The sequence below is a fragment of the Curtobacterium sp. MCJR17_020 genome (genome assembly GCF_003234365.2).
Lineage (GTDB): Bacteria > Actinomycetota > Actinomycetes > Actinomycetales > Microbacteriaceae > Curtobacterium.
The window spans coordinates 2,922,158-2,936,462 of the sequence record NZ_CP126260.1 but is presented as its reverse complement, the minus strand read 5'-3'; the positions used below and the strand labels follow the sequence as shown (position 1 = coordinate 2,936,462).

At 69.0% G+C, this 14,305-nt stretch carries 15 protein-coding genes; 7 read left to right on the top strand and 8 right to left on the bottom strand.

The window, feature by feature from the left end; all coding sequences use genetic code 11:
• The first annotated feature begins 15 nt into the window (after nucleotides 1–15).
• A complete protein-coding gene (locus DEJ14_RS13885) occupies nucleotides 16–1,272 on the top strand; it encodes an ROK family protein (RefSeq protein WP_111084430.1) in 1,257 nt (418 codons plus the stop codon).
• On the opposite strand, the gene DEJ14_RS13880 is transcribed toward DEJ14_RS13885, so the two are convergent.
• Complete coding sequence (locus DEJ14_RS13880; RefSeq protein WP_111084429.1) at nucleotides 1,178–1,891, bottom strand: NUDIX hydrolase; 714 nt, start codon at nucleotides 1,889–1,891, stop codon at nucleotides 1,178–1,180. The genes DEJ14_RS13885 and DEJ14_RS13880 overlap by 95 nt on opposite strands.
• Nucleotides 1,892–2,065: 174 nt before the next feature.
• Between DEJ14_RS13880 and DEJ14_RS13875 the strand changes: the two genes are divergently transcribed.
• Together DEJ14_RS13875 and DEJ14_RS13870 are read left to right on the top strand one after the other, a co-directional pair.
• On the top strand, nucleotides 2,066–2,602 hold the full coding sequence (locus tag DEJ14_RS13875; RefSeq protein ID WP_111084428.1) for a hypothetical protein: 537 nt from the start codon (nucleotides 2,066–2,068) through the stop codon (nucleotides 2,600–2,602).
• Nucleotides 2,599–3,213: a class I SAM-dependent methyltransferase gene (locus DEJ14_RS13870; RefSeq protein WP_111084427.1), complete on the top strand. Its 615-nt coding sequence runs from the start codon at nucleotides 2,599–2,601 to the stop codon at nucleotides 3,211–3,213. Before DEJ14_RS13875 ends, DEJ14_RS13870 begins: the two co-directional genes overlap by 4 nt.
• Nucleotides 3,214–3,454: 241 nt before the next feature.
• Here the strand turns inward: DEJ14_RS13870 and DEJ14_RS13865 are convergent, their stop codons facing one another.
• Genes DEJ14_RS13865 through DEJ14_RS13855 form a run of 3 tightly spaced genes read right to left on the bottom strand, consistent with a single transcriptional unit; the run spans nucleotide 3,455 to nucleotide 6,015 of the window.
• On the bottom strand, nucleotides 3,455–3,811 hold the full coding sequence (locus DEJ14_RS13865) for a hypothetical protein (protein ID WP_111084426.1): 357 nt from the start codon (nucleotides 3,809–3,811) through the stop codon (nucleotides 3,455–3,457).
• 3 nt (nucleotides 3,812–3,814) lie between these two features.
• Complete coding sequence (locus tag DEJ14_RS13860) at nucleotides 3,815–5,371, bottom strand: FAD-dependent monooxygenase (RefSeq protein ID WP_111084425.1); 1,557 nt, start codon at nucleotides 5,369–5,371, stop codon at nucleotides 3,815–3,817.
• 38 nt (nucleotides 5,372–5,409) lie between these two features.
• Nucleotides 5,410–6,015: a TetR/AcrR family transcriptional regulator gene (locus tag DEJ14_RS13855; protein WP_111084424.1), complete on the bottom strand. Its 606-nt coding sequence runs from the start codon at nucleotides 6,013–6,015 to the stop codon at nucleotides 5,410–5,412.
• A gap of 194 nt (nucleotides 6,016–6,209) precedes the next feature.
• Between DEJ14_RS13855 and DEJ14_RS13850 the strand changes: the two genes are divergently transcribed.
• Genes DEJ14_RS13850 through DEJ14_RS13840 form a run of 3 tightly spaced genes read left to right on the top strand, consistent with a single transcriptional unit; the run spans nucleotide 6,210 to nucleotide 8,981 of the window.
• Nucleotides 6,210–6,788 (top strand): recombinase family protein, encoded by a 579-nt coding sequence (locus DEJ14_RS13850; RefSeq protein ID WP_111084423.1) that lies wholly within the window; start codon nucleotides 6,210–6,212, stop codon nucleotides 6,786–6,788.
• Nucleotides 6,789–6,798: 10 nt separating this feature from the next.
• On the top strand, nucleotides 6,799–8,190 hold the full coding sequence (locus tag DEJ14_RS13845) for a TnsB C-terminal domain-containing protein (protein ID WP_111084422.1): 1,392 nt from the start codon (nucleotides 6,799–6,801) through the stop codon (nucleotides 8,188–8,190).
• The gene (locus tag DEJ14_RS13840; RefSeq protein WP_111084421.1) at nucleotides 8,187–8,981 is read left to right on the top strand and encodes an AAA family ATPase; all 795 of its coding nucleotides are present in this window, start codon (nucleotides 8,187–8,189) and stop codon (nucleotides 8,979–8,981) included. Before DEJ14_RS13845 ends, DEJ14_RS13840 begins: the two co-directional genes overlap by 4 nt.
• 147 nt (nucleotides 8,982–9,128) lie before the next feature.
• Here DEJ14_RS13840 and DEJ14_RS13835 read toward each other — a convergent pair whose 3' ends face one another.
• Nucleotides 9,129–9,578 carry a DUF4279 domain-containing protein gene (locus DEJ14_RS13835; RefSeq protein ID WP_181437433.1) on the bottom strand — a complete coding sequence of 150 codons (450 nt, stop codon included), beginning with the start codon at nucleotides 9,576–9,578 and terminating at the stop codon, nucleotides 9,129–9,131.
• A 221-nt stretch (nucleotides 9,579–9,799) separates the two neighbouring features.
• On the opposite strand from DEJ14_RS13835, the gene DEJ14_RS13830 reads away from it, so the two are divergent.
• On the top strand, nucleotides 9,800–10,048 hold the full coding sequence (locus DEJ14_RS13830; RefSeq protein WP_235035885.1) for a hypothetical protein: 249 nt from the start codon (nucleotides 9,800–9,802) through the stop codon (nucleotides 10,046–10,048).
• Between the two features lie 113 nt (nucleotides 10,049–10,161).
• On the opposite strand, the gene DEJ14_RS13825 is transcribed toward DEJ14_RS13830, so the two are convergent.
• The 3 genes from DEJ14_RS13825 to DEJ14_RS13815 form a co-directional block, all read right to left on the bottom strand.
• The gene (locus DEJ14_RS13825) at nucleotides 10,162–11,145 is read right to left on the bottom strand and encodes a glycoside hydrolase family 16 protein (protein ID WP_220036388.1); all 984 of its coding nucleotides are present in this window, start codon (nucleotides 11,143–11,145) and stop codon (nucleotides 10,162–10,164) included.
• A gap of 334 nt (nucleotides 11,146–11,479) precedes the next feature.
• Complete coding sequence (locus DEJ14_RS13820) at nucleotides 11,480–12,673, bottom strand: alpha-hydroxy acid oxidase (RefSeq protein WP_111084497.1); 1,194 nt, start codon at nucleotides 12,671–12,673, stop codon at nucleotides 11,480–11,482.
• A gap of 128 nt (nucleotides 12,674–12,801) precedes the next feature.
• Nucleotides 12,802–14,280 carry a rhamnulokinase gene (locus tag DEJ14_RS13815; RefSeq protein WP_111084419.1) on the bottom strand — a complete coding sequence of 493 codons (1,479 nt, stop codon included), beginning with the start codon at nucleotides 14,278–14,280 and terminating at the stop codon, nucleotides 12,802–12,804.
• Nucleotides 14,281–14,305 lie beyond the last annotated feature (25 nt).

The following is a 14,305-nucleotide window of genomic DNA, read 5'->3' as shown; positions in this document are numbered from 1 at the left end:
CGGTAAGGTCACGGCATGCCGCCACCCCGTCGAACGAGCGCCGAGACACTGCTCGCGCACGCGTTCGACGCTGGCGCCTTCACCGCGACCGAGGCCATCGACGCCACCGGCCTGACCCGCTCGACCGTGCTGGCCGCGTGCGAGGAACTCGTCCGGCTCGGCTGGCTCCACGAGCTCGACGACGCCCGTGCCGCCGGGGAGTACCGGATCGGTCGGCCCGCCCGTCGCTACGAACTCGACACCGCCGCAGGCGTCGTCGTCGGCGTGGACGCCGGACAGCACCGGGTCACCGCCATCGTCGCCGACCTGCGCGGCACCGTGCTCGGTCGAGCCGAAGGAGCACTCGGTGAGTCGGGGCTCGAGGTCCCCGTCCGGCTCGCAGTCCTCGCCGACACCGTGGACGACGCGCTCGCCGCCGCGGGTGCCGACCGCTCCCGCGTCCTGGTCACCGTGGTCGGCATCCCCGCGCCGGTCGACGCCGGCGGGGCATCGCCGGACGACGGCGGCTTCTGGGACCGGATGAACCCGGGTTTCGCCGACGCCGTCCCGCACGGCCGCGTCGTGGTCGAGAACGACGCGAACCTCGCCGCGCTCGCCGAGCGGCCGTCATCGGGGGACGCCTCGTTCGCCGCACTGCTCTCCGGCGAGCGGTTCGGCAGCGGCCTCGTGGTCGACGGTGTGCTGCTCCGCGGTGCCCACGGCGGCGCGGGGGAGATGCGTGTGCTCGACATCGTCCAGGGAGTCGGGTCGTCGGACGGCATCGGCGCGACGGCGCGGACGCTGGTCGCCGAGGCCGTCGCTGCGGGCGAGGTGCGGCCGGGCAGCCCGCTCGCGGTGGACGCCGGCGCCTCCGCCGTGTTCCGCGCGGCGCAGGACGGCGACACCGTGGCGCTGGCGATCGTCGACCGCCTCGGCGACCGACTGGCCCGCGTCTGCGTCCTGCTCGCCAGTCTGCTCGACATCGACCGCGTGGTGGTTGCGGGTGCGATCGCCCAGCCTGCGGTCGCCGTCATCGACCGGGCTCGTGCCCTGCTCGACGGCTGGCACTTCGACCCCGTGCCCGACCTGGTGGCGTCGACGCTCGGCGGCGACGTCGTCGTCATCGGGGCCGTCGCCCACGCGGTGGACGCGGTCCGTGCCGACCCACTGTCGTTCCCGCTGGGCGGTGCCGACCGGATCAGTGTCGACGATCGAGCGGCAGTTCCCGCTCCCGATCCCAGTTCTCGGTCCACCCGAGCCGGTCGAACAGCGCATCCAGCAGCATCGCGGTGAACCCCCACACCAGGTGGTCGTCGTGGTCGTCGTCGTCGCCGTGCTCCGCATCGACGGTGAAGCCCGGCCCGCGCCACTCCTGACCACCGCGTCGGATCACCGTGACCCCGCGGTTCGCCGGGTCGAGCAGGTCCGCCACGGGGACCCGGAACACCGCGGCCGACTCGCGCTCGTCGACGACCCGGATCGGAGACGGCTCGCGCCACCACCCCAACACCGGGCGCACCAGGTGGTTCGAGAACGCCAGCGGCACCGCGGGCAGCGTGCCGAGGACCTCGACGCCCGTCGGGTCGAGCCCGGTCTCCTCGTGTGCTTCGCGGAGGGCAGCGGCGACGGGGTCGGCATCGCCCGGGTCGATCCGTCCGCCGGGGAACGCGACCTCGCCCGGGTGCGCGCGCAGGGTCGTGGCACGCGCGAGCAGCAGGACGTCCAGGTCGCGTGGGACGTCGGCGGCGAGGGCAGGGCGGTCGCCGGGGGTGCGGTCGAGCGCGCCGAAGAGCATCAGGACGGCGGCGTGCCGCGGGGTGGCCGTGCCGCCGGGTTCGACGAGCGGCTCGGCGTCGCCCCACCCGGCCGCCGCGACCTCCGCCAGTGCTGCCCGTGCGCGCCCGTCGTCCATCACCCGCCCACCCTAGGCGCGCCGCATCGAGTGAGCAGAAGACGTCGGGTCCCGCGCGGGACCCGACGTCTTCTGCTCACTCGATGAGTGCGGCTGCCCGCTCAGGTGCCTCCCGGGCACCGTCGGCATGGTGGAGGAACCGAGGACCACTCGAACATTCGACGAGGAGACACCGTGGACCGCTTTCGACGACTCCCGCTGCCGGCACTGCTGCCCATCGTGTTCGTCCTGGTCGGTGGACTGTACTTCGCCATCGGTCTGGCGTCGAACCCCGACGGCGGCGGTTTGGCCGCCCGCGCGATCGCGTCGCTCTTCTACGCCGTCCTCATGACGATCTTCTTCGGCTTCCTCATCGCCTACCGCCGGCGTCGAGCTGGCGGAACGGAGACCGCAGCCGCCATCCAACGCGCCGTCCGCACCGGAGAGCTGCCGGACGACGTCGACCACGTCGTGTGGACCCGCGAGCTCGAGTCGACCCGCAAGCGCTACCGGAACAACCGGGTCATCGTCCCGATCATGGTCGTCGTCTTCGCGGCCTTCTCGGTCTGGGCAGCTCTGACGGTCAGTCCGTTCTGGTGGGCGATCCTGGTGTTGTTCATGGGGATGTGCGCGTACTCCGTCTGGGAGACCCGACGGGCACTGCGGAACATCGACCACTTGCTGACCACCCTGCGCGGAACCTGGACCGTGCCGCAGTCCAGCAGCCCGTGACCCAGGACGTCCCGAGTCCGGAGCGGCGCTGGAACCACAACACGCACTTCCACGCCCGGGTGCTCGACGCCGTGCCGGACGGGGCGAGCACCGCTCTGGACGTCGGGACCGGCAACGGTCTGCTCGCCCGTGACCTGTACGACGCGGGGTTCGACGTCACGGCGATCGACCTGGACGCGGACGTTCTGCGCGCCACCCGCACTGCGAACGCCGACACCGGGATCCACTGGCTGCACGGTGACGTGATGAGACACGACTTCGGTCAGCAGTTCGACGTGGTGGCCTCGGTCGCGACGGTGCACCACCTGCCGGACCTGTCAGCCGGGCTTGCGCGGCTCGCAGACCTCACGGCGCCAGGTGGCGCCCTGGTGGTCGTCGGACTCGCGAAGCCCACCCGGCTGCGTGATCACGTGCTCGGGGTGGCGGGTGTCGCCCAGCATCGTTGGTTCTCGTGGCGGCGCGGTTACTGGGAGCACTCCGCGCCGACGTGCTGGCCGCCACCGCATTCGTACGCCCAGGTCCAGCACATCGTGCATGCGGTCCTGATGGGGTCCGAGTACCGCCGACACCCGCTGTGGCGGTACGTGATCACGTGGCGCCGGCCGCGCTGACGCACGGATGACGGGACGGAGTCGGAATCCGCTCGCACCAGGCGCCTCGTCTCCGAGGCGCTGTTCTCGCCGTGAACCCGCACAAAGCGCATCTATCCGGTAAGGGTGCGTGCTGCCCGCAGCACGGCGAGGGTGGCTGCCCGTTCAAGCCGGGCCGGGTCCGTCGGCCTCACTGTAGGTGAGCACGCTGAATGGCACGTTCTTGCGCACGTACTTTCGCCCACCTGGGACTGTTTAGCGGTCAGATGAGCAGCCCGATGGTGAGCGCGACGATCCCGCTTGCCGTGAGTAGTGCTGGTCCCGTGACCCGGCGGGGAGTAGTGCGTTCCGTCGTACGTGCGACGAAGACGGCGACAAGCGTTGACGTTGCACCCGCGTAGATGAGCACGAAGGCTTCGGGGAAGAAGCCGATGATGTGGACCACGAGCCCGGCGAAGACCGTCAATGCCGACGTGAACAGGTGGGCTCTGGAAGCTGCTGGGAGCACAGGCTTTGCTCGTGTTTTGAGGAAAAGACCGATCAGACACCAGATCGAAGCGGTCGCGAAGAGCGCGCCGCTGATCGAGACGATCGCGGCTCCGATCACGTCGAGGTTCACGCTTTACACCGTTCCGGTAGAGCCGTGTTCGGGTGTTCCGAACCAGGCGGAGAGTGCCTCTGTGAGGGAGGCGGGGTCGGTGTGGGACCAGGCGATGAATCCGTCGGGTCGGATCAGCATTGAGGTCTGTTCGTGCGTTGTGGCCAGCGGCACGTAGTCGACGCGGTCGTTCCATGGGGCGACGGTGACTTGGTGTGCGCCGGTCACGTCGAGCAGGATGGGGTGGGCGGTGCGGAGCAGTTCCGGGATTCTGCGGATGGTCCCGTCGGCGAGTTCGACCTGTGTTGACGGCGCAAACCATCCGGTGGGGCCGTCGGGGTTCGCGGGGCCCATGTCGTAGCGGACGTCCGAGCCGGCGAGGAGATCTGCGACGCGCTGCACGGTGGTCGTGTCGGCGAGCATCTCGGCGAAGAGGTCGCGGAGGGCTGTGACATCCGAGCCGGGCGCCATGAGCGCGGTCTGCGCTTGGGTCTGCATGAAGACGCGTTGTCCGAGCGGGCGGCGCTCTGTCTCGTAGGTATCGAGCAAGCCCGCGGGGGCCCAGCCGTGGAGGCTGGCGGCGAGTTTCCAGGCGAGGTTCGCCGCGTCTTGAAGCGCGAGGTTCAGGCCGGGTCCGCCTGCGGCGGAGTGCACGTGTGCGGCATCGCCGAGGAGGAAGATCCGCCGGTCGCGGTAGCGGTCCGCGACGCGGGTGTTCCGACCGGTCAGACGGCGCAGCAACGTCGGCTCACCGTCGGCCGGCGCGTGGAGGTCGAGGCGGACGCCGAGGACGCGCTCAAGGCTGTCCTCCATCTCGGTCAATGTCATGGCTGCTCCCTCACCGGGGAAGCTGCGGTCAGGCTGGTCCTCCCATTCCGCGGTGTAGACCAGCGGGTGCTCCGGGTCACGGAGGGCGATGGTGACGACGCCGGTTTCAGTGCGGTGGAAGCTCTCCGCGATCTCTCCCAGACCCGCAACATGCACTTTCCCGGGGCCGGCGGGCGTCAGCTGCTCAGTTGGTGCGATCAGGGCTGTGCGGTCCACGATGTGGTGGTCGGTGTTGCCGGGGAAGCCGATACCGGAGAGCTTCCGCACAGTGCTCCGCGCCCCGTCACTACCCACTAGGTACTGCGCCGACACGGTGCTCTCAGCTCCGGTCGCGACGTCGACAACGTCGACGGTGACGGAGTCGTCGTGTTGGGTGAAGGAGCGCATCTCGACGCCGCGACGGATCTCAACGCCGAGTTCTGCTGCGCGGTCGTTGAGTACGCGCTCGAGGTCGCGCTGGTTGATGTGGAGCAGGTACATCGGGTTGCGGTCGCCGAGCATATGTAGCGGCAATGGCAGTGCTCCGAAGAAGAAGCCCGGAGCAGGCTCCGGGACCGCCGTCCCAGCACACCGCTCGAACAAGCCGCGGTGGTCCAGTAGTCGGACGACCTGCCCGGTCAAGCCGTGCGCCTTGTCCCACTGGTTGATTCCGGGGAGGCGTTCGAGGACAAGGGGGTTCGCACCCGCGAGCTTCAGCTCGCAGGCGGCAAAGATGCCCACGGGTCCGCCTCCGACGATAACGACGTCGTACATGATGATCTTCCTTCTAACGAAATGTGTGGGATCAGTGGTCAGCGGAGGTGGTCGAAACCGTCGCCGAGGAGTTGGAACGCAGCTCGGAGGAACGGCTGCAGGGGTTGCGGCTCCGCGCGCGCCGCCCAGGACTCCAGCGTTGTCAACAAGGTCGAAAGCGCCGCGGCGGACACCAGACCAGGCATGGGATCTTCCGGTGCTGCGTCAGAGCGCGCCGCGACGGCGGCCGCGAATACTGCGTTCGCTGCGCGAGCACCTCGATCGACGGCTGACTGTATGCCCGGCGTCGACAGCACTGCAAGCAGCCCGCTCTGCTCCTCTTGCGAGGGGACCGTCGTCTCTTCTGCCTCGTACGGAGCGAGCAGCGCCTCCGTGATGGCAGTCCACAACGGCTCCTCGCGTGGCCGCTGCAGCAAATCGTCGGCCGCCGTGCGGACGCGTTGCACGTGGCGGTCTGCGATCGCGTCTTCCTTGCTCGAGAAGTAGTTCCCGAACGTCCGCCTCGACACCCCAACCCGGCCGACGATGTCCTCAACGCGGATGTTGTCGAGCCCACGCTCCCGGGCGAGCAGCACGGTGGTCACGCTCAACGCGTCACGGATCGCTGCCTTCTTCTGCTCACGGAACGAGACCTCGTCTGTCATGACACCAAACTAGAACATATTTGCCCAGTGGGCAAGTTTACTCAATGGGCAACTAGCGACCTCGGGAGCATCTGTTCACAGACGGTCGTTCACGAGCCGCACGCTGGCCTTGGCGCGGGATCGGCGCGCCGCTGTCTCGTGATCCGTGTCCGTGATCTATGTACCGAACCCGGCGTTCGCGTTACAGTTCCCGCATGGCATCGGTCGGATACGCGCGAGTCTCGACGCGAGAGCAGCATGCCGAGGGGCAAACCGACGTCCTCGACGCCGCCGGCTGCGAGAAGGTGTTCGTCGACCACGCCTCCGGCACGCTCGCGACGAGGCCGGCGCTGACCGAAGCACTCGGCTACCTCCGCCGAGGGGACACGCTCGTGGTGACGAAGCTCGACCGCCTGGGACGGTCGGTGAAGAACCTGAAGCAGATCGCCGACGAGCTCCACGACCGCGGGGTCGGTCTCCGCGCGCTCTCGCAGGGCATCGACACCACCACCCCAGGCGGGCGGTTGTTCTTCCACATGCTCGCTGCGATCGCGGAGTTCGAGCACGACCTCATCGTGGAGCGCACCCACGACGGCCTCGCTGCCGCCCGCGCCCGTGGACGCTCGGGGGGCCCGAAGTTCAAAATGACTGCGAACAAGATTCGGCAAGCCCGAGCGATGTACGACGCCGGCGGCCACACCGTCCAGGAGATCGCCGACACGTTCGGCGTTTCCCGCCCCACGATCTACCGTCATCTGCAGGGCGACGCCGCGGGAGCGACGTCACCGATGTAACCGGCTGGTCATGGACGCGGAAGCGCGGTGGCGGATCCTTCGACTACATGTCGAGGACCAGATCCCGCTAACTGCCCTCGCGGGGGAGAGCGGTGTCCCTCTCCGGACCCTTGCGGGTTGGCTGGCCCGCTACCGGAAAGCCGGAGCCGCCGGACTCGACACCTCCCGTCGCTCTGACAGCGGACAACGGCACACGCCTCCCGAACTGATCCGACTCGTCGAGGGGTTAGCGCTGTCGCGGCCGCGACCATCCGTCGCGACGCTGCATCGGCTCGTGGCCGAACGTGCAGCCAGCGCGGGAACGACCGCACCGTCGTACTCAACGGTGCGACGAATCATCCGAAGTCTCGACCCCGCGATGATCACGCTCGCCCTCGACGGGCCGACGTCGTACCGCGATAAACACGAACTGGTACTTCGGCGCCGGGCGAACCGTCCAAACCACGTTTGGCAAGCGGACCACACCATGCTCGACATCCTCATCAAAGGTGCCGATGACAAGCCCGACCGGCCGTGGCTCACTGTCATCCTCGATGACTACTCGCGTGCCATCTGCGGGTACATGGTCTTCTCCGGCGCGCCGTCGGCGATGAACACCGCGCTCGCGCTCCGGCAAGCGATCTGGCCCAAGCCTGATCCGGCCTGGGCGATGTGCGGCGTCCCCGACGTGCTGCACGTCGACCACGGCAGCGACTTCATCAGCCACCACCTCGAGCACGCCACCCGTGACCTGCACGTCCGGATCATCCACTCCACAGTCGGCCGCCCGCAGGGCCGAGGGAAAGTCGAACGCTTCTTCGGCACCATCAACACGGAACTGCTCCCCACCCTGCCCGGACATCTCACGGCCGGCGCCGAGTCGGTCCCGGCGCTGCGGCTACCGGAACTCGACCAGGCCATCCGAACATTCATCGGCAGCTACAACGCCCGCGCTCACCGTGAGCTCAAGACCAGCCCACACGACGCGTGGATCGGTGACGGCTGGTTACCCCGTTTACCGGACTCGCTCGAAGCCCTCGACGGTCTGCTTCTCACCGTGCCGACCAGCCGGATCGTGCAACGCGACGGCGTGCACTTCCTCGGCCAGCGCTACCTCGCACCCACGCTCGCCAGCTTCGTCGGCCACCCCGTCACCGTGCGCTACGACCCCCGCGACGTCTCCGAGATCCGCGTCTTCGACCACGACACGTTCATCTGCGTCGCCGTCGACGAGGATCACCCCAACCTGCGCCCCTCCCTGCACGACATCGACACCGCGCGCAGAGCACGACGCCGACAACTCCGCGCCGGCATCAACGAGCGCATCCCGCGTGCCCTACCCGCGCGTGAACCCGAACAACCCAACTCATCCACACCACGACTGAAACCGAAGCTCCGGACCTACGAAGAGGACCTCCCATGACCGGCAAGTTCATCATCACGAAGGAACACCGCCGCTTCACCGAGTTCGCCAACGTCGTGCGCAAAGAACACACCATCGGGATCTGCTACGGCGACGCCGGCGTCGGCAAGACCATGTCCGGCCGCCGCTACGCGAACTGGGACACTATCGAACCTCACCTTGGCGGGCACTTCGGCCCACGCAACATCAACGACAAGGTCGTCTCCGCAGCAGGCCGGGCCCGGAGCGTGTTCTACACCCCACCCGTCACCACCGGCACCCGCAACCTCACCAGCGAGCTCAAACGCCTCGACGACGACATAGACCTGCTCATCACCCAGCATCTCGACGACTGGAAGACCCTCAAACCGACCAGCCCCAGCCGCGTCGAGCTGATCATCATCGACGAGTCCGAGCGGCTCTCCGCTACCGCGCTAGAGATGCTGCGCGACCTCCACGACCGCACCCGCGTCGCCGTCGTCCTCATCGGCATGCCAGGTCTCGACCAACGCTTCCGTCACTACCCGCAACTCTTCAGCCGGCTCGGCTTCGCGCACAACTACCAGCCCCTCACCACCGAGGAACTCATGTTCGTTCTCGACCGGCAGTGGAAACGCCTCGGACGCGAACTCGACGCAGACGACTTCACCGATCACCAAGCCGTCGCAGCCATCGCCCGCATCACCCGCGGCAACTTCCGTCTCCTTGAGCGTCTCTTCCCACAGATCGCCAGAGTCCTCAAAATCAACGAGCTCGACACCATCACCGACGACGTCATCGAAGCCGCCGCGAGCACCCTCGTCACCGGATGATGCAAAACAACATGATCAGAATCACGCATCACAGCGCGAACAGTCACAGCCTCACTTCGCTGCGGGAGATGTCGGAAGTCATCAGTCGTCCGGTCAGCCAACCGTCATCGGAAGATCGTGCGCACCTCACACTGACGGCGCCGGGACTCACCAGACGTCGCGGTACGAGATCTCCATGTGCTCGGTCGACACGGGTGTCAGTTCGAGATCGAGCCCAGCGGCTCCCACCTGGCGCAAAACCTCCGTCGGCACAACGAAGGCGTTCTCCTTGTGGTCGGTGATGAGGGACACCGACAGGCTGACCACGTAGCCCTCCTCGCGCAGACGCGCGAAAAGGTCCGCCGCGTTCTCTGGCAACAGCTGCAGGACCCACTGCACACGCCCCCAAGGGTCCTGCCCGTGGTCGGCGCGGATCTCGTCGACGTGAACGACGCTGAACACGTTCCAAATCGATACGTCGAACACGCGGGGCCCCTCACCCTTGAGGTCGCCGATCTCGTACTGCTCGTCGGGCCTGACACCCAGGAGTTGTGTCACGTGCTCCGAAGAGCCCCGCTGGCCATGGATGTTCAGCTCCACCTGGATGTTCTTGATCACTCCGGCAGTGTCCCACTCAGGCTGCGCCGAGATCGCGTCGAGGGCGAGTGCGTCTGGTGGGGCGATGAGGACGGGTGGGGTCCGCGCTCACGACGTCACGCCGGTCGAGTCCCTTCCGCATTGTCGCGGCGGGCTCTCCGCCGTGGATGCGCCGAACTTCCACCAGCCGTGATGTGCGCTGAGGATCGGCCAACGGACAGCGCGCACCTACACTCTCCATCGTGAGTAGACGGAGCCCGGGGCCACGCTTCTTCCGACGCCCGAAGCCCTTCGCCGGCGGGGAGGTCTGGATCGTCCAGCACGACGAGTCACCGGACAACACGGTCCTGGGCGTCTTCGCCACAGACGACGAGGCGTACGCCTTCATGGACACGGTCAAGGACGACTACGAGAACGGCGTGATTTGCTCGAGCTTCTCGATCCCGTACCGGTCCACCGATGGCGCCGTTCGGTATCAGGCCATGGACTGACGTCGACCTCGGTCGGCCTGTCGGCCACCCTGCGCGCGAGGCGCGAGTGAGCAGAAGACGTCGGGTCCCTGGTGGGAACCCGACGTCTTCTGCTCACTCTGTGGGCCGGACGCTCACTCCGTGGTGGAGACCCAGTCGATGAGCAGGTTGCCCTGGTCGCCCCAGTTGCCGACCTGGAACATGAAGCGGTGCGGGGTCGTCGGCACGTCGTGGGTGATCGTGTCGAGGACCTTGCCGTCGACGCTGTAGGTGACCGACTCTCCGGGCACCCAGTCCACCGTGTAGGTGTGCCAGTCGCGCCACGAGACGCCGGTACCGATCTGCACGCGGTCGGCTTCCTTGCCCGGGGTCATCGAGTGGTGGAAGGCCGAGGGGCTGTCCTCGAAGTTGCCCTCGGGGAAGTCGATCTCGCCGTCGGACCAGGTGCCCGACGTCGGCCACAGCATGAACGCCGCGCCGTTGCCGTCGCCACCGGTCGCCTTGGCGCGGACGGAGAACGAGCCGCCGACGTGGTCCCAGGCTCCGGCGGAGGAGCCGAACGTGCCGGCCGCCCCCGCTCCGGTGCCGAGGGCGACGTCCATCACGCCGTCGTGCACCGAGACGGTCTTGCTCGGCGCGTAGATGCCGGAGGTGCCGTCGGGGTAGGGCTGCCACGACTGCGGGTAGAGCCGCGAGACGAGGCCGGTGACGGCGTCGGTGGTGAAGTCCTCGACGAACGAGGCGGCCGGCGCGGCGGAGGTGTCGGCGACCTCGTCCTGCGGTTCGGCTGCGTCCTCGGCTTCCGGCTCCGCGGCTTCGGCGTCGTCGGTGGGGGCAGCCGCCTCGGGTTCTGCGGTCGGGGTGGTGTCCTCGATCGGCGCGGCCTCGGCGGTCGGCGCGGGCGTCGCCGTCGGCGTCGTGTCCGACTCGTCGTCGTCCGACGGGGCCGGGGTCGCAGTGTCCGAGGGGGTGGGAGTGGGGGTCACCGGGGCGTGCTGCCCGTGGCGGTGTCCGCCCCAACCCCACCAGCTGTCAGCGGAGGCGGCGGAGGCGGTGGGGACTCCGAGTGCCAGGCAACCGGCGGTCGCTGCCGCCAGGATCGCGCGACGGCGGCTCATCGGGTGTGCCGTTCGGTGGTGGGCGTGGTGGTCGCGGGGGTCGTGCCGCGCATGGGCGTGCACGTGCTTCGGGTCGAGATGTCGGGCTCCTCGTGGTGCTCGGGCGCAGGATGCGGGGAGGGGACGGCGCGCCAGGGGGCAGGATGCCGAGGGGTTCGGTGACGCGTCCACGGACATCTTGCATCATTTGTGCCCCGTTCGGGGGTAATCGCCCGAATCGGCACTCGAACGCGCGGTGAACGGCGGGCACACGAGACTCGGGGTGGGCGACCGGACTCGCGGCCGAAGCCGCGGGAACCGTCGCCCACCCCGAGTCTCGGGCCGGCCCGCCGCCTCAGCCGCGCGGCACCGGCTGCAACCGCTGCAGCTGCGTCACGTGCCCGGGCTCGAGCTCGTCGAGCGACGTGACCCCGAGCAGCCGCATCGTGCGCTCGATCTGCTCCGACAGGATCTGGATCATCCGGTCGACGCCGGCCTCGCCGCCCGCCATCAGCCCGTACAGGTAGGCCCGGCCGACCATGGTGAACTTCGCACCGAGCGCCACGGCGGCGACGATGTCCGCGCCGGACATGATGCCGGTGTCGAGGTGCACCTCGGTGTCCATGCCGACCTCCTTGACCACGGAGGGCAGCAGGTGGAACGGCACGGAGGCGCGGTCGAGCTGGCGCCCGCCGTGGTTCGACAGCGTGATCCCGTCGACACCCATCTCCGCCAGACGGCGCGCGTCCGCCAGGGACTGCACGCCCTTGACGACGACCTTGCCCTTCCACTGGTCGCGGATCCAGGCGAGGTCCTCGTAGGTGACGGTCGGGTCGAACATGTGGTCGAGGAGCTCCCCGACGGTGCCGGACCATCGGTCGAGCGACGCGAACGCCAGCGGCTCGGTGGTCAGGAAGTCGAACCACCACCACGGTCGCGGGATGGCGTTCAGCACGGTCCGGGCGCTCAGCTGCGGCGGGATCGAGAACCCGTTCCGCTTGTCCCGCAGGCGCGCACCGGCGACGGGCACGTCCACGGTGACGAGCAGTGTGTCGAACCCGGCCTTCTCGGCGCGGGAGACGAGCGCCATCGACTTCTCGCGGTCCTTCCACATGTACAGCTGGAACCAGTTGCGGCCGTTCGGGTTGGCGTCACGGACGTCCTCGATCGCGGTGGTGCCCATGGTGGAGAGCGAGAACGGGATGCCAGCGCGTCCGGCTGCCCGGGCACCGGCACGTTCGCCCTCGGTCTGCATCATGCGCGTGAAGCCGGTGGGGGCGATGCCGAACGGGTACGCGACGGGCGCACCGAGCACCGATCGGGACGTGTCGACCTTCGAGACGTCGCGCAGGATCGCGGGGGTGAACTCGATGTCCTCGAACGCCTGGCGGGCACGGGCGAGGGAGATCTCGGCCTCAGCGGCGCCCTCGGTGTAGTCGAACGCGGCCTTCGGCGTGCGCCGAGCGGCGATGTCGCGCAGGTCCCAGATCGTCAGTGCCGACTCGAGCCGCTGTCGCCGACCCGGCAGTGAGGGCTTCTTGAACTGCATGAGCGGCGCGAGGTCACGCACCGTCGGTAGCTGCCGCTTGATCGGTGTCCGCCGGGTCGACGGTGTACCCGGGGTAGCGGCCGGTGCGCCCGTGGCGGGGTCGACGCGGTGCTGGTCGTCGGTCGAGGTCATACAGACATCCTACGTCTCGAGGTGGTTTGGCGGAGGGAAGTGTCGGAGGAACGCGGGGTGTACCGCACGGGTTCGACGGTACGGGCGACGGTCGCGCGGAGGCCCTCGAGCGATGCGCCGCCCAGTCCGCCGAGGCGAGCGGCCCGCGCCTGCACCAGGATGTTGCCGAGCGCCGTCGCCTCGACGGGCCCGGCCAGGACGGGCAGCCCGGTGCGGTCGGCCGTCAGCTGGCAGAGCAGCCGGTTCTGCGATCCGCCGCCGACGATGTGCACCTGTCGGACGTCTTTGCCCGTGATGGTGCTGATCGTCGCGAGTGTCTCCGCGTACGCGGCGGCCAGCGACTCGAGGATCGACCGCACGAACTCGGCCCGCGACGCGGGCGCGCTCAGCCCGTGGTCGCCGCACCAGGCGGCGATGCGAGCGGGCATGTCGCCGGGCGCCGTGAACGACTCGTCGGCGGGGTCGAAGACGGGGACCGGGGCCGTGACGGCCGCGGCGGAGGCGAGCAGGGCCTCCAGGTCGAGCGAAGCGCCGTCACGCTCCCAGGTGCGGACGCTCTCGGACAGCAACCACAGTCCGGACACGTTCTTCAGGAACCGGACGCGGCCGTCGACCCCGCCCTCGTTGGTGCAGTTCGCGTCGCGCGCCGCGTCCGACAGGACGGGTGCGTCGAGCTCGACGCCGACGAGTGACCAGGTGCCGGAGGAGATGTACGCGAAGTCCGGTTCGGTCGCGGGGACCGCGACGACGGCGGAGGCCGTGTCGTGCGAGCCGACGAGCGTGACGGGCGCCTGCCCGCCGACGGCGTCGGCGACGGACAGCAGCAGCGGCCCGAGTCGGTCGCCCGGGTCACGCAGGGTGGGCAGGAGGCCGGCCGGGAGGCCCGCAGCAGCCCGCAACGCCGGGTCCCACCCGCGGGTCGTCGCGTTCAGGACCCCGGTCGTCGACGCGTTCGTGCGCTCGGCCGCCTCGACACCGGTGAGCCAGTAGCCGAGCAGGTCGGGGACGAGCAGCGCCCGCTGCGCGAGCTGCAGCGACGGGTCGGCGGCGAACTGGAACACCGTGTTGAAGGGCAGGTGCTGCAGACCGTTCCGGGCGTACAGCTCGGCAGCGTCCATCCGTCGGTGCACGCGGTCGACGCCGCCCTCGTGCCGTTCGTCGCGGTAGTGGTACGGCAGCCCGAGCAGCCGACCGTCGCGCAGCAGGCCGTAGTCGACCGCCCACGAGTCGATGCCGATGCTGACGATCGCCGGGTGCGTGGCGAACGCCTGACGGAGGCCGTCGGTCACCTGCCGGTGGAGCTCGACGACGTCCCAGTGCAGGGCCTCGCGGTCCTGCTCGTGCAGGGTCACAGGGCCGTTCGGGAACCGGGCGACGTGCTCCATCCGGACGCCGTCGGTGTCGACGTGCCCGAGGATCACCCGGCCGCTTGTGGCCCCGAGGTCGACGGCGGCGACGGTGCCGCTGGTGGACATGCTCTTACCTCTTGTCGTGCATCAG

Coding starts and splice junctions, on each gene's coding strand:
- DEJ14_RS13885 (WP_111084430.1), top strand. CDS start 16: ATGCCGCCACCCCGTCGAACGAGCGCCGAGACACTGCTCGCGCACGCG.
- DEJ14_RS13880 (WP_111084429.1), bottom strand. CDS start 1,891: ATGGACGACGGGCGCGCACGGGCAGCACTGGCGGAGGTCGCGGCGGCC.
- DEJ14_RS13860 (WP_111084425.1), bottom strand. CDS start 5,371: ATGTACGACGTCGTTATCGTCGGAGGCGGACCCGTGGGCATCTTTGCC.
- DEJ14_RS13855 (WP_111084424.1), bottom strand. CDS start 6,015: ATGACAGACGAGGTCTCGTTCCGTGAGCAGAAGAAGGCAGCGATCCGT.
- DEJ14_RS13850 (WP_111084423.1), top strand. CDS start 6,210: ATGGCATCGGTCGGATACGCGCGAGTCTCGACGCGAGAGCAGCATGCC.
- DEJ14_RS13845 (WP_111084422.1), top strand. CDS start 6,799: ATGGACGCGGAAGCGCGGTGGCGGATCCTTCGACTACATGTCGAGGAC.
- DEJ14_RS13840 (WP_111084421.1), top strand. CDS start 8,187: ATGACCGGCAAGTTCATCATCACGAAGGAACACCGCCGCTTCACCGAG.
- DEJ14_RS13825 (WP_220036388.1), bottom strand. CDS start 11,145: ATGAGCCGCCGTCGCGCGATCCTGGCGGCAGCGACCGCCGGTTGCCTG.
- DEJ14_RS13820 (WP_111084497.1), bottom strand. CDS start 12,673: ATGCAGTTCAAGAAGCCCTCACTGCCGGGTCGGCGACAGCGGCTCGAG.
- DEJ14_RS13815 (WP_111084419.1), bottom strand. CDS start 14,280: ATGTCCACCAGCGGCACCGTCGCCGCCGTCGACCTCGGGGCCACAAGC.